13 protein-coding genes are annotated in these 14,359 nt (G+C 35.6%); 2 read left to right on the forward strand and 11 right to left on the reverse strand.

Annotated features, from left to right (window positions below):
* Positions 1-25: 25 nt before the first annotated feature.
* The 3 genes from cwlD to NKR20_RS17330 all read right to left on the reverse strand — a co-directional run bounded on the left by cwlD (position 26) and on the right by NKR20_RS17330 (position 4,448).
* The gene (gene cwlD / locus NKR20_RS17320) at positions 26-739 is read right to left on the reverse strand and encodes an N-acetylmuramoyl-L-alanine amidase CwlD (protein WP_121215842.1); all 714 of its coding nucleotides are present in this window, start codon (positions 737-739) and stop codon (positions 26-28) included.
* Between the two features lie 171 nt (positions 740-910).
* Positions 911-2,716: an ABC transporter ATP-binding protein gene (locus NKR20_RS17325; RefSeq protein WP_253427862.1), complete on the reverse strand. Its 1,806-nt coding sequence runs from the start codon at positions 2,714-2,716 to the stop codon at positions 911-913.
* Entirely contained in the window at positions 2,709-4,448 is a 1,740-nt protein-coding gene (locus NKR20_RS17330) for an ABC transporter ATP-binding protein (protein ID WP_253427863.1), read from the reverse strand. Before NKR20_RS17330 ends, NKR20_RS17325 begins: the two co-directional genes overlap by 8 nt.
* 162 nt (positions 4,449-4,610) lie before the next feature.
* On the opposite strand from NKR20_RS17330, the gene NKR20_RS17335 reads away from it, so the two are divergent.
* Together NKR20_RS17335 and NKR20_RS17340 are read left to right on the forward strand one after the other, a co-directional pair.
* A complete protein-coding gene (locus NKR20_RS17335; RefSeq protein ID WP_121215839.1) occupies positions 4,611-5,468 on the forward strand; it encodes a carbon-nitrogen hydrolase family protein in 858 nt (285 codons plus the stop codon).
* A 22-nt stretch (positions 5,469-5,490) separates the two neighbouring features.
* Complete coding sequence (locus tag NKR20_RS17340) at positions 5,491-6,162, forward strand: GNAT family N-acetyltransferase (RefSeq protein ID WP_253427865.1); 672 nt, start codon at positions 5,491-5,493, stop codon at positions 6,160-6,162.
* 202 nt (positions 6,163-6,364) lie between these two features.
* Here NKR20_RS17340 and NKR20_RS17345 read toward each other — a convergent pair whose 3' ends face one another.
* The 8 genes from NKR20_RS17345 to rpsI form a co-directional block, all read right to left on the reverse strand.
* Entirely contained in the window at positions 6,365-6,625 is a 261-nt protein-coding gene (locus tag NKR20_RS17345; RefSeq protein WP_253427867.1) for an alpha/beta-type small acid-soluble spore protein, read from the reverse strand.
* Positions 6,626-6,674: 49 nt separating this feature from the next.
* A complete protein-coding gene (gene uvsE, locus NKR20_RS17350; RefSeq protein WP_301285955.1) occupies positions 6,675-7,640 on the reverse strand; it encodes a UV DNA damage repair endonuclease UvsE in 966 nt (321 codons plus the stop codon).
* Positions 7,641-7,702: 62 nt separating this feature from the next.
* Entirely contained in the window at positions 7,703-8,266 is a 564-nt protein-coding gene (locus NKR20_RS17355; protein ID WP_253427869.1) for a dihydrofolate reductase family protein, read from the reverse strand.
* A 154-nt stretch (positions 8,267-8,420) separates the two neighbouring features.
* Positions 8,421-9,563, reverse strand: a complete 1,143-nt coding sequence (locus tag NKR20_RS17360; protein ID WP_253427871.1) for a M20 peptidase aminoacylase family protein — start codon at positions 9,561-9,563, stop codon at positions 8,421-8,423.
* Between the two features lie 16 nt (positions 9,564-9,579).
* Positions 9,580-11,001: a YfcC family protein gene (locus NKR20_RS17365; protein WP_253427873.1), complete on the reverse strand. Its 1,422-nt coding sequence runs from the start codon at positions 10,999-11,001 to the stop codon at positions 9,580-9,582.
* Positions 11,002-11,046: 45 nt separating this feature from the next.
* Positions 11,047-12,156, reverse strand: coding sequence for a mandelate racemase/muconate lactonizing enzyme family protein (locus NKR20_RS17370; protein WP_253427875.1), 1,110 nt, complete (start codon positions 12,154-12,156; stop codon positions 11,047-11,049).
* 211 nt (positions 12,157-12,367) lie between these two features.
* The gene (locus NKR20_RS17375) at positions 12,368-13,672 is read right to left on the reverse strand and encodes a MarR family transcriptional regulator (RefSeq protein WP_253427877.1); all 1,305 of its coding nucleotides are present in this window, start codon (positions 13,670-13,672) and stop codon (positions 12,368-12,370) included.
* 290 nt (positions 13,673-13,962) lie between these two features.
* On the reverse strand, positions 13,963-14,355 hold the full coding sequence (gene rpsI, locus NKR20_RS17380; protein WP_121214209.1) for a 30S ribosomal protein S9: 393 nt from the start codon (positions 14,353-14,355) through the stop codon (positions 13,963-13,965).
* Between the last annotated feature and the right edge of the window lie 4 nt (positions 14,356-14,359).

The raw sequence follows: 14,359 nt of genomic DNA on the forward strand, positions 1-14,359 counted from the left end.
ATTATGTGAATAATTTCAAACTTAATTATTGAAACTCTAAATTTACATAGCTTTCAATTCCATCAACAATGGCTTTTGCCATTTTTTCCTGATAGTCTTTGCTTGATAAAAGCTCACGTTCTTCCGGATTACTTAAAAATCCAGTTTCAACTAAAATAGCAGGTACTTCCGTTTTCTTTAAAAGGTAAATTTGCTTAATTGCCATCGCTTCACGATTAGTATTTTGCAATGTATCTTTAATGGAAGCTTGTACTGATTTCGCTAACAATTCACTATTTGCATGTCCATCTTTATGATAAAAAACTTGCGCACCACGCCATTTCTCTTCAGGGATTGCATTCGCATGGATTGTGACAAAAATATCCGGTTCTTTCGATTTCACAAGATTTGCTCTCAAGAAAATGTCTTCCTTTTTTCTTTCCCTTAATGTAGCGAATTCTTCACTTGGAGCATGCTCTTCTAATACATCACCATCCGTAGTACGTGTCATGATAACTTCTGCACCCATACGTTTCAGTTGACGTTCGACTTTTTGTGCAATCGCTAAAGTAACGTCTTTTTCAATGACATTACCAGATGAAGCACCACCATCAATTCCACCATGACCAGCATCCAACACGATTTTTACCCCACCCAATGGTTCAGGTAAAAAGAAACTTCGATCGGAAGCGCTTGTCTCATAAACAACAACAAGTAAACAACATAACAAAATAACCCCTAGAGCGATCCATCGCTTCAAAACTATTACACCGCCTTTAGCAACCTTTTGCACTACTATACGCAAAATAGTGGACTAGTATGCGTAATGTAAAAACAAATATATGAAACTAAACTTAATATCCTATATTGGATAAAACTATGAACAATATAAAACTGTCCACTCAATTAAGAATGGACAGTTCCAAATATTTTATACCACATGCAATTGATTTTGAAGGTTGGCATAAAATCCGTTTTTGCTCATTAAACTACCATGATTACCTTGTTCAAGAATTTCACCGTCTTTAATGACTAAAATTTGATCGGCGTTTTCAATTGTTTTTAGACGATGGGCAATAACAAAGCTAGTTCGCCCTTTCATTAGGTTATTAAGCCCTTTTTGTATGTGTACTTCCGTCATTGTATCTACACTAGATGTCGCTTCATCTAATATTAAAATATCTGGGTCTTCTAGGATCGCCCGCGCAATGGCAATTAACTGACGCTGACCTTGACTTAGATTCATCCCACCTGAAACTAACATTGTGTCATATCCTTGAGGTAAATATTTAATAAAATTATGGGCATAAGCAATTTTTGCCGCTTGTTCTACTTGCTCATCTGTTGCACTCAATTTTCCATACCGTATATTTTCACGTACTGTACCTGAGAATAAATAGGTGTCTTGTAAAACAACACCGATATGATTTCGTAAATTTTCTAACTGATAAGATGTGATATTTTCACCATCAATTAGTATTTCACCTTGCTTTGCATCATAAAATCGGTTTAGTAATTGGATAATCGTTGTTTTACCCGAACCAGTTGGCCCAACTAGCGCAACAGTCTCCCCAGCTTTCGCATGGAATGAAATATCTTTCAGAACTGGCTTATTTTCGTTGTAGTAAAAACCAACCGAACGAAATGCAACATCACCATCGTATCGATCTTTTACAATTGCATTCGGTACGTCTTTTACTTCTTCTTGTTCATCTAATATTTCAAATACACGTTCAGCACCCGCGATGGCTGATTGGAATGTATTAAGCAAGTTAGCCAACTGGTTAATTGGGCGGAAAAATTGTCTTGAATAGGTGACAAATGAAGCGATAACGCCTACCGTTACTAGACCGTTTACAGATAACAATGCCCCACTCCCAATAATGAACCCAATACCTATATTATTCATAAAGTTATTGATGGGAGGTAAGTAACCTGAAACCATCTCTGCCTTTAAAGCAGAAGTGCGCAATCGTTCATTGGTTTCTTTAAATTTCGCAATTGTCTCCTCTTCTTTACCGAATAACGTAATGATGTTGGCATTTGAAATGGTTTCCTCTATATATCCGTTTAACTCACCTAGATCACGTTGTCTTGCTTTGTAGTTCACGCTACTTCTTTTAATAATTTTTTTCGTTGCATAAACAACAAGAGGGATGATGATAAGTGACACAATAGCCAATATCCAATTTAAATAAAACATCGCAATAGCAGTCCCGATAATTGTAAAAAGGGATGTCACAATTTGAATGACACTTTGAGAAAGCGCTAAATGTAAATTATCAACATCGTTTGTCATACGGCTCATTAAATCCCCTTGTTGACGTTTATCAAAAACAAAAAGAGGAAGTATATGAATTTTCTCAAAAAGCTCTTTTCGTAGTCGTTGAATCGTTTTTAATGAAACACGCACCATCACAAATGTCTGTAACCATGAAAAGAGGGACGACCCTAAATAAATAGCCGCAAGTATGATAAGCATCCTTACTGTACCGGATAAATCCCCCGGAATGATATATTCATCAATAATAACCCCTATAAACAATGGACCTAACAAGTTGAGAACGGAAGAGACTATAACAAATAATGTCGCAAATATGATGCCTGTTCGTTGCATTCGGAGGTAACTCCAAATGCGACTTAACGTTGCTTTTTGATTTTTCGGTTTTACAACAGGGCCGCTAAAACCATGTCCACGTTCTAAGCCTGTTCTTGCAGACTTTGCTTCATTACTCATTGAGTACTCCTCCTTTCTCCATTTGCGTTTCAACCATTTCTTTATAGTGTTCGGAAGTTTTAAGTAATTGTTGGTGTGTTCCAGATGCAATTAAATACCCATCATCAATGACAAGGATTTGATCGGCATCTTTAATAGATGATACTTTTGATGAAATGATAAACTTTGTACTATTCGGAAAATTTGTTGCAATTGCTTGTTGAATTTTCTTTTCAGAAATCGCATCTACTGCTGAAGTGGTATCATCTAAAATTAAAATGGATGGCTTTCTAACAAAAGCTCTCGCCATGGCTAATCGTTGCTTTTGACCACCTGATAAATTTGTTGCTCCTTGCGTTAACACATGTTGCTCTTTATCAGGTAATTTCTCTACAAATTCCGCAGCACATGAAGCTTCAAGTGCCTCGATGATTTCATTCAAACTCGCATCTGATTTTCCATACTTTAAGTTTTCTTCAATTGACATAGAGAATAAAGCAGCTTTTTGTGGTGCATAACCAATGGATTGTCTTAAATTTCGCAAATCAATATGTTTAATTGATTGGTTATCAACTAAAATTTCTCCTGCATCCACATCAAAAATCCGAGGAAGCAATTTCATGATGGTTGATTTCCCACTACCCGTCATTCCAATAATCCCAATTGTTTCACCAGCTTTTGCGTGAAATGAGATATTTTTCAATACTGGTTCCCCTTGTTTCGTATATGAGAAACTCACATCTATAAATTGTACTTCTCCTCGAATGCTTGTTTTTATCGAATTATCTGGATTTAAAATTTCATTTGGTTCTTCTAAGACCGTAACAATTCGTTCTGCACTTGGAATTGCACGTGCAATTTGTATTAAGACATTACTTGAACTCATTAAACCATTCATAATCATCATTAGATAATTGATGAAGGCTAAAATAACGCCGACATCCATCGTGTTATTGTCAACTTTAATTGCCCCAATCCAAAGTGCATAAACTAAACCCATATTCACAATTAAGGCGGTTAATGGCATAAGTACTGCTACTACTTGTTCTGCTGTAATATTGCGCTTTGTTAATAGGCCGTTCACTTCAAGAAATTGCTTTACCTGGTGGTTTTTTCGATTGAATGCCTTAATCACTCGGATACCAGCTAAATTTTCCTGTACTTTTGTATTCATTACGTCTACGGCAAGTTGTACTTTTCTGAAGAATTTCCCCGTTAATTGTGTTAACACAATCACACTAATAGCAAGTAACGGTACTACATATAAAAGTACAGAAAACAATTCTCGGGCTGTTATGTAAACAAAAATAATGGCCCCAATAAACATTAATGGACCTCGAACGAAAACTTTAAGCATCATAATAACTGCACGTTGTAAAGTTTCTACGTCCATTGTTAAATTAGTAATTAATTTTCCTAGTGTAAAATGATCTTTATTGCGCTCCGAGAAATGAGTTATTGTCTCATACAAGTCTTGTCGAATGTCAGTAGCAAAGTTAACAGCCGTTTTTGTCGCATAAATAGAGCAACCAACTCCACCTATTAACGCCATAAATGCAGCTAAAATCATTAATACAAACATGCTAATGATGTACTTTTCATCACCATTTGCAATTCCATTGTCGATGATTTTTTGTAATATTGTCGGTTGAACTAAATCCATTACTACCTCAAGAATCATCATTGATGGAGCAAGTATGGCAAAGAAAATGTATGGATTTAAGTATTTTCTAAGCTTCCACGCAGCCTTCATTCATTGCACCTCATGTTCTTTCTATCTGTTAGAAATACTACTCTTATTAAATTTATTTCTCAATAGATAATTGAGAATTACTTTCATGAAGCCTTTGTTTTCTCTCACCAAAGTCGTGTATGCTACTATAAAGAAAATACTAAAATTAGGGGGATTTTTGCTATGAAATTACGAGTTTCAGCTATTCAATATCATTTACATACCATTGAATCTTTTGAGGATTTTGCTCTGCAATGCGAACATTACTTAAAAGCTGCTTTAGAATTTGATTCAGAATTTATTTTATACCCTGAGTTTTTTACGACTCAATTGCTTTCAATTAAAGGAGATAATGGAGAAACATTAACAATTAATGACTTACCTTCCTTTACAGAACAATATCATAATTTATTTATTACTTTAGCAAAGAAATATAATGTTCATATTATTGCGGGCACTCATGTAGTTGAAGTGCAGGGCAAATTACGAAATAGAGCCCATCTATTTTATCCAAATGGCAAAATTGGAACACAAGATAAAATCCACATTACCCCAACAGAAGTGAATGAGTGGAATATGTCTCGTGGTGAAGGACTAAACATTTTTGAAACAGAAAAAGGAAAAATTGCGATTCTTACTTGTTACGATATTGAATTCCCTGAAATCGTTCGCATGGCAAAAGCGCGCGGTGCAGATGTTATCTTCTGTCCATCTTGTACTGACGACCGTCATGGTTTCCACCGTGTACGCTATACGAGTCACGCCCGCGCAATCGAAAACCAAGTCTATGTAGTACTTACCGGAACTGTTGGTGCATTACCAACTGTTGACTTTATGCGTGCAAACTTTGGGCAAGCAGCAATTATCACACCAAACGATGTTCCATTCCCACCTAAAGGATTATTAGCTGAAGGTGAAATTAATAATGATATGCTTGTTACCGCGGACCTTGATTTAGAACTTTTATATGAAGTACGAGAAAAGGGATCTGTTACTACATGGCGTGATAGAAGAGTAGATTTATATACTGATTGGGAATAATTCATCCGAAGGGAGTTTTACCTTGTACCACAGTGAACAATTGTTGTTTAATCAAGGCAAACCTGTTCATATTGTGATTCGTAACTACAGTAAAGCTGATTTCGATGACTTAATTGAAATACAATCAGAATGTTTCCCTCCCCCATTCCCGCAAGAGTTATGGTGGAATAAGAAACAATTATTAAACCATGTTACGCTCTTTCCAGAAGGAGCATTGTGTATAGAATTAGAAGGCAAAGTGGTTAGTTCCTTAACGGGGCTGTGCGTACAATTCGATCCCACAAACCCAAATCATACTTGGGCTGAAGCAACCGATAATGGATATATCACAAACCATGATCCAAACGGCAATACCCTCTATATTGTCGATATTAGTGTACGCCCAAGATATCGTTCACTTGGACTCGGCAAGATCATGATGCAAGCAATGTATCATGTGGTAATCGATAAAGGACTAGAACGGTTGCTCGGTGGTGGACGCATGCCTGGATATCATAAACACGCAGGAAAAATGACAGCAAATGAATATGTACAAAAAGTAGTAAAGGGAGAATTGCATGATTCAGTCATTTCCTTTTTATTGCGCTGTGGAAGATTACCACTCGCAGTTGTTGAAGATTACTTAGAAGACGAGGAATCTCGAAATTATGGCGTGTTAATGGAGTGGAAAAATCCTTTTAAAATACAAAAGTAATCAATAACGAGTAGCATACATTCCTTTGCTACTCGTTTACCTTTAATTTATATTCAATTTTACACTCTCACTTTCTACGTCTAGTGTATGTCCGACATAATGATCCGGTACTATTTATGATTGCAAGCAATTATCAGAAAGATAGATACAATAAACAGTAAACTCATTTTCAAACAATCATCAAATTCGGTCAGCAATCTAACTATTGCTTATTCTTTAAGTTTTCTTGCGCCATCTTAACTAGCTCTTTCACCATATTACCACCTAAACGTCCACCAACTTTGCCCGCTTCTTCTGAGGTTAGTTTTCCGTTATATCCTTCTTTTAAAGGCACACCGATTTCTTCAGCTATTTCATATTTTGCTTGATCTGGATTCGTAGTCCCTGCAACTTTTGCTTTCAATTGGTCTAATCCTTGTCTTGCTTCAGGAACTAATATTTTATTGCGGTTTCTTCGGCCCATCATAATCACTCCTTTATTTTAGAATGTCCTAAAATAGAGTGAACCATGATTATTTTAGATAAAACGATGAACCGTCCAATATTTCGATATCATTTCTTTTTTCAATTTGCTTCATTAGCGTAAAAAGTGCTTCATCCTTCATTTTAGCCTCAATCATACAGTGAATTTCAGAAACCGTTCCTTTAATTTCTTTTAAAAAGTTAAAAAACATCTCTAGATCCACATAATCTGAATGATATCGAAACTGTTCTTTACTTTTTGGACTGGAAATATGCATTTTAATTGGTAACGGTGAGTCCTTCCACGTCCCTATCACACGCTCCCAATTTTCCATCCAATTTTCATTCTGGTGGTGAGCAAGATGATGGTGGTAATCAAATACAAAAGGAATTCCTAACTTTTCACATAAATATAACGTATCATCCATTGTAAAAGATGTATCATCATTTTCAAGCATAATCATTTTCTGTAGAGCCCTCGGAACTTCCATCCAATTATCAACAAACCGCTCCAATGATTGATTAGTTTCTTGATAATTCCCTCCGACATGTAACACACAACGATGCATTGGATCAATTTTCATTCCTTTTAGTAGTAGGTAGTGCATTCTTAACGTTTTTAATGAATTGAATAAAACTTTCTCTTTATTTGAATTAAGAACAACAAAATGATCAGGATGAAAATCAATTCGCATCTTTTGATTTTCTACAAATTGCCCAAGTTCACGTAACTTCACTTTTAGTGGCTTTATGTAATTCCAATCCGGAAGATCTTCATGATTCGCTAAAGGAATTATACGTGATGTTAAACGGTAAAAATGAATATCCTTTGAGGCATTATGCTTTAGCAATCTATGGGTATTTTCTAAATTAGCTAGAGAAATTCGTTCTAATTTACGGATTGCTGCTTCGCGGTCACCGATTTTTTGAAATTGTGCATAGGTCATCGTTTTAGAGGGTGACGCATTCTTTAGTTCCATACTCATTGCAACATAGCCTAAGCGTACAATTGTCAATATCCCCACCTCATCCTTAGTATGAAGAAATTCAGGGGATCGTACTCATAAAATCCTTTCTATTATTTCAGATGATAAATTAGTTGAACAACACCTGAAGAAAATGTATTTGATTTTACCAATTTCAAGTTCAATCTGTTTTGTATATCAACAAATAACGGTTTTCCTTCACCTAAAACGACTGGATGAATCGATAAACGAAATTCATCAACGAGTCCATGTTGAATAAAACTTGTAATCAGATTCGCCCCGCCATATAACCAAATATCTTTACCAGGCAAACATTTTAATTTATTCACTTCTTCTACAAGATGCTTATTAATAAAGATTGTTCTAGAATCCGTAGCTTGTTGTGTTCTAGAAAAAACATATTTTTCTTTACTATGTACCGCTTTCCATAATTCCTTTTCTATTATTGGCGCATCATCTCCAGGAGTAAATTGCCCCCATAAATCATAGCTTTTTCTTCCATAAATAATCGTATCAATCCGATCTAAAAACTCATTAAACTTCATATCTGAATCCATAATGCACCAATCAATTTCACCATTTTTACCTTCAATAAAACCATCTAATGTAACAGCTAAATCTAAAATAACCTTTCTTCTTTTTTCATTTATGATCATTATTTTTTCCTCCGCAAATTCATAACTATATTAGTATTGTTCCCTTTAAATCCATTCACGTCAACTAAAACGATAAAAAACTCTATCCACCGAAGTGAAAAGAGTTTTTAAACGACATATAAACATTTTGAAAATAGCTGTATAATTTATATTTTTATTTACTATATTTTGAAAAGGTTTCAAGCACTGCTTTAGTTAAAATCTCAATGGCTGTAATAAGTGCTTCTTGGTTAAATTTCATTTTTGGATGATGTAATCCCTGCTCTAAATCACAGCCAACACCTAGCATGGTAGCTTTAATATTCGGTTTTTCCTTTGTATAGAAGTGGAAATCTTCGCCGCCAGTCGTAATAATTGGCTTTTTAAACCCTTTAGAACCAAGTGTATCCTGAATGGCATTTGCTAAACATTCTTCTGCTTCTGGGTTTATGCTTGCCGCATATACTCTTTCTTTATGTTCAAAACTTATCTTACAATCAAAGAAGTTAGCCATTCTGTTTAAAATTGTGTCAACCTTATCAATTAATTCATCCATAGCTTCATTCGTTTGGGCACGCAAGTCTAAAGTAAATTTCGCAGAACCTGGTATAATGTTTGAACTTTCTCCTCCAGCAGAGACTTGCGTCATTTTAACAGAATAAGAGACAAGCGGGTTAAGTCGAATCCCTTTTATTTGTTCAACAATCGCTGTAATAACTTCGATAGCATTTAAAGTAAGATGTGGTTTTGCAGCATGACCATCAAATCCATGAATCTCTCCAATCACTACATCATTTGATCCGTGTATAATTCCTGAAGAGGCTTGACCAAACTTTAATTCCTCTGAAGGTCTAAGATGCAGACCATAAAGAAAATCGACATCATCAACTACATGTTTTTCGATCATCTTTAAAGCCCCTTCACCAACTTCTTCAGCTGGTTGGAAAATAAACTTTACTGTACCAGGAATATCAGCATCTATTTTTTTTAATAATAGCATGACCCCTAATACAATCGTCATATGAGCATCATGTCCACATGAATGATTAGCCCGAAAAATTCCATCCACTTCCTGATAAAGTGCATCCATATCAGCTCTTAAGCCTACTGTAAGCTGACTTACATTATGATCTGGAGTCCACTTACCTACTACACCAGGTAGATCGTTAAAACGAGTTACTTGTAGTCCATTTTGCTCCAATATCTTTGTGATATAAGAGGTTGTTTCATATTCTTTCCAACTCACTTCTGGATTGGCATGTAGGTGATTGAATATTTCGAAAATTTTAGGTCGTAGTTCATTCAATAACGACTTCATTTTGTTTCCTCCCCGTTTAAGAAATACCCAGTGCTACCGCAGCTAAAAGCGCAATACATGCAATCACTGCCCATCCAAGTATTAATTTCCAAATGAACTTAATCCATCTTTCATATGGAATTCCAGCAACAGCTAGGTATCCCATGAGTGCAGAAGAAGTTGGAATGATTGAGTTCGTAAGAGAATCCCCGTATTGGAATGCAAGAACAGCGATTTGTCTCTCTAAACCTAACAAATCTGTAATAGGTACCATAATAGGCATTGTAGCAGCAGCCTGTCCGCTTCCTGACGAAATAAATAGATTTAATATGGCTTGAATAAATAACATACCGATAACGTTTAAAGATTGTGGAAGATGGCTAATCCCTTCAGCTGCTAAAAATACAACCGTATCAATAATCTTACCTTCCTCTAAAACGACCGTTATTGCTCGTGCAAATCCAACAATTAAAGCACCGAAAGTAACTGCTTTTGCACCATCAATAAAGGAATCAAATAGATGTCCTAGCTTTAATCCACCAACTAAACCACAGAGAATTCCTATAATTAAAAATGAAGCAGTAAGCTCTGTTAAGAACCATCCCCAGTTAAATACTCCATAAACATTAAAAGCTAATCCACTTATCAAAACTAGAAACACAAGTTTGTGACGACCCGTAAACACTGAGAAATCAATAGATGATGTTTCTACCTTTTTCTCCTTTAGTTCAATATCATAAATTACACTTTTTTCAGGGTTTTGTTTAACCTTAAATGCATAACGAGAAACATACCATATGGCAAAAGCGAGTACAAAAATATACACAACAAAGCGGAAACCAATACCAGAAAATAATGGAACTTCAGCTAGTGATTGAGCTACACCAACTGTAAACGGATTGAGCATACCACCAAAGAATCCACTTGCTGCCCCAAGAGTAATCATTGCTGTTCCTGTTACGGCATCAAATCCCATGGCTCTAGCAATAGCAATTCCAATAGGCACGAAGATAATACTTTCTTCGGCCATTCCCATTGAAAAGCCTCCAATTGAAAACAAAATCATACTCATTGGAATCAATAGCTTTTCTCGACCTTCTAGTGCACGTACACCTTTATAAACTCCAGCTTCTATTGCTCCAGTAGTGCGAATAATTCCGAACACTCCACTTACAAGGAAAATATAAAAAATGATCTGAGCGCCCTTTTCCAATCCTTGAGGAATGGCTGTGAAAAGTTCAAAAAAGCTTACTGGGTCACTTTCAATCTGATGGTAACTCCCTTCTACAACAAGCATTTTGCCAGTTTCAGGGTCTTCTACTCGATCGAATTCACCTGCAGGTAGTATATACGAAAGCAAACCTGCAAAGATAATAATGATAAATATTAGCGTATAAGTGTGGGGGATTTTTAACCACGCACTTTTTTTCTTATCAGATACATTTACTTTAGGTTCCATTATCACACCTCATTCTATAAATTATTTTGTTTAGATTATATATACCTATAAAACTTGCTCTTTCTTAATTGTTAATTGTTCAAGAACGTCTTCATTAATCTTAATTCCCAAGCCTGGTTCACCTGAAAGATGAACATAAGGAAGGGCATATTCTAAATCTCCAATATCTTGACTGAATAATAATGGCCCCGTCAATTCCGTACTTGTAATGTTTTTCCTTGAAATTGCCGTGTGATAACCTGCTGCTGAGCCAATTGAGGATTCTACCATTGAGCCAATTTGACATCCAATCCCTGCAAACTCAGCCATTTTTGCTAAATGGATTGCTGGGTAAATACCTCCACACTTCATTAACTTAATGTTAATAACATCTGCAGCGTTCTTTTTAATAATTTCTTGTAGATGTAAACCATGATGAATGCTTTCATCAGCCATGATTGGAATGGTTGTTTTTTCTTTTAACGCAGCTAAACCATCAATATCGCCCATTCGAATTGGCTGCTCGATCCATGAAAGATGATAAGGCTCTAATGCTTTCACCCCAAATAGCGCATTCGTATATGTTTGCCATCCTTGATTGACATCCACTCGGATTGGAACTTGATGTCCTACTCTTTCGCGGACAGCTGCAATTCTATTAATATCACTCTGAATATCCCCACCCACTTTTATTTTTAAAGAACTATAACCCAGTTCCATCGCTTCTTGGGCTTTTTCAGCCATGATCTCGGGTTCATCTATACTTAAAACCTTTGGAAAGGTCAGGGTGTCATGAAATTTTCCACCTAGTAAATCATAAATCGGTTTTCTTACATATTTCCCCATTAGGTCATAGCACGCAATATCAATTGCTGCCTTTGCAGCAGGATTTCCAACGATTGCTGAGTCCATAATGTGATGAATTTTTTCTAAGTCAAATGGATTTTGTTGTTTCACAGCAGGTAAAAGAACATGCTTCAGCACTTCAAAAGTTGCCATGTATGTTTCTCCTGTTACATGTTCGTCTGGTACCGCCTCTCCATATCCGACCAATCCATTATCCGCTATTAATTTCACAATAACTGATGGCATGTGATTATAAGTCGCATAAGAAACGATAAAAGGCTGTTTTAACGGTAAATGAATGGCATAAATTTCAAACTCTTTAATAATCAAAATAAAGGCCCCCTTAAAGTTGTCGCTATATGTCGTTATTGAAAATATACATGAAACGCAGATTATTGTAAAGTCTGAATTTTTTAAAATTAAACAATAATAGTCAGATGCCATTACATGCAATCTCGGTATCAAAGGAAAGGAAATAGAAAATACAAACCAAAAGGGAACTCCCAATCATAGCGGAGTTCCCTTACTTTAGTATAATCGATTATATTTTTAGTTTTTCAGTAGCTATATATAAATTTCTTGGCCTTCCTTGATCATAAGGATGCTCCTCACCAGCTAATAAAAGGCAGTCTCCCTCGATAAGCCTTTTGATAATCCTTTCAACAGAACGCCTCGTAAGGTTCATATATGCCTCTAATTCTGCAGCTGAAAAAGCTCTAAAATTATTTACTGTGATAAATTGGCGAATTAATTTTATATTCTTCGAGCTCATTTTTAGTTCACCAGCAAGTTTTTGAATCGCTTGATCTTCATTTTTCAATTCCATCTGACGATTTTCTTCAAACAGTGGCCCTGATAATTTTTGTTCTTCATCCACAACACAAACGACTGTTTTATTCTTTAAAAATTTGTTCGTGAAAAACAGTGCCTGTGCAGAGTGGTCCTCTGCCTCTTGAAGTGTATAACCAAAACCGATTCCAATTTGAAATATAGTTTGAAACTCTTTTTCCAACGCCTCTATAATGTCACTAATATATTCTCTTCCAAGGGCATTAACAGCTCCACGTGTAGTATAAATTAAGTTGGGTTCTAAATTCTCTAAAGAAACGCGGGCGCGTAAGCTTTTACTTATCTTCTCTAAGAATTTTATATATGAATCACTCTTCTGAAGAGATTTTTGATAGCTTTGAATAGAAATAACAGCGATTTGAGATTTTTCTGTTTCTTTAAGTTTCAGCAAAGAGATTGCTCTATTTATACTTTCAATTAAAATTTGTTCTGGCTGCACCATATATCTTGAAGGAATGGAGAGTTTTTGAAGTTCAACATAAACCGCATGTATTGATGTGAGGGCAAAATGAGTTTTTCCCTCTCTATGCAATTTTGTGTGAAATTGTACAAAATCATCTACTTTTAATTTTTGATTTTCTTTATCCAAATCGTAAATCCAAGAATAATCCTTAACATAAACCGACTTATTTTCAATTTCAGATTCATTTAAAACTCTTGATAATCTCTTTTCATCCGGTAAATCCACAGAAATTTTACTTAATGATAACGACTCCCCATGTGTAATTGACAACAATGAAAGCGCTATTGTTAAATCTTCAAAAGGAACACAAATTGCTTCCTTTTGACTCTTTTTAACATGCTTGTTCCCATAGTAAAGTGCAATTATTCCTGAAAATAATATTAAATCCGTTTTCTTTTCTGCTTCTACTATTAATGTTTCACTTTCCTCTGGCGTTTCATATTGAAAAGTTATGAATTGTACATCCGGAAAAAGTTTAAAGTAGGACGATATGGTATCTAAAAAAAACTTTGAGCCAATCACACCAATTTTCATAATAGATTTCACCCTCTAAAATTATTAACTCAATCACCTACTATCCAATATACCATGCCCTCAAAACAAAAGGAGAAAGAAGGTAAATTCAAAAATCATCATCCCCAATATACAACTAAAATTCATATATCCTATTCTTTCGTTAGCATCGCACTATGTTTGATTATTTTCTGTAAAAATCTAACTAAGACATCATTAACCCTGTCTTAGAAGTAAAATAAAACCCAATTAACTAAAAAACCCTTCCTCGGTAAACCGAGAAAGGGTAGAAACGTTGATATAAAGGAATATTAACGTTTTGAGAATTGAGGCGCACGACGAGCACCTTTAAGACCGTATTTTTTACGTTCTTTCATACGTGGGTCACGAGTTAGTAAACCTGCAGATTTAAGTGCTGGACGGAAATCTGGGTCAACTTGTAGTAACGCACGAGCGATACCATGACGGATTGCACCAGCTTGACCAGTGAATCCACCACCGTTTACGTTTACAAATACATCATAGCTACCTTTAGTTTGAGTTGCTTCTAATGGTTGGTTGATGATTAAGTGTAAAGTTTCGAATGGTAAGTAGTCTTCGATATTACGACCGTTAATAACGATTTTGCCTTCGCCTGGTACTAAACGTACGCGAGCTACTGAGCTTTTACGGCGACCTGTGCCGATATATTGAACTTGTGCCAAGTGA

This window comes from Ureibacillus endophyticus, from assembly GCF_024159215.1.
In the GTDB taxonomy this organism is placed as follows: domain Bacteria; phylum Bacillota; class Bacilli; order Bacillales_A; family Planococcaceae; genus Ureibacillus; species Ureibacillus endophyticus.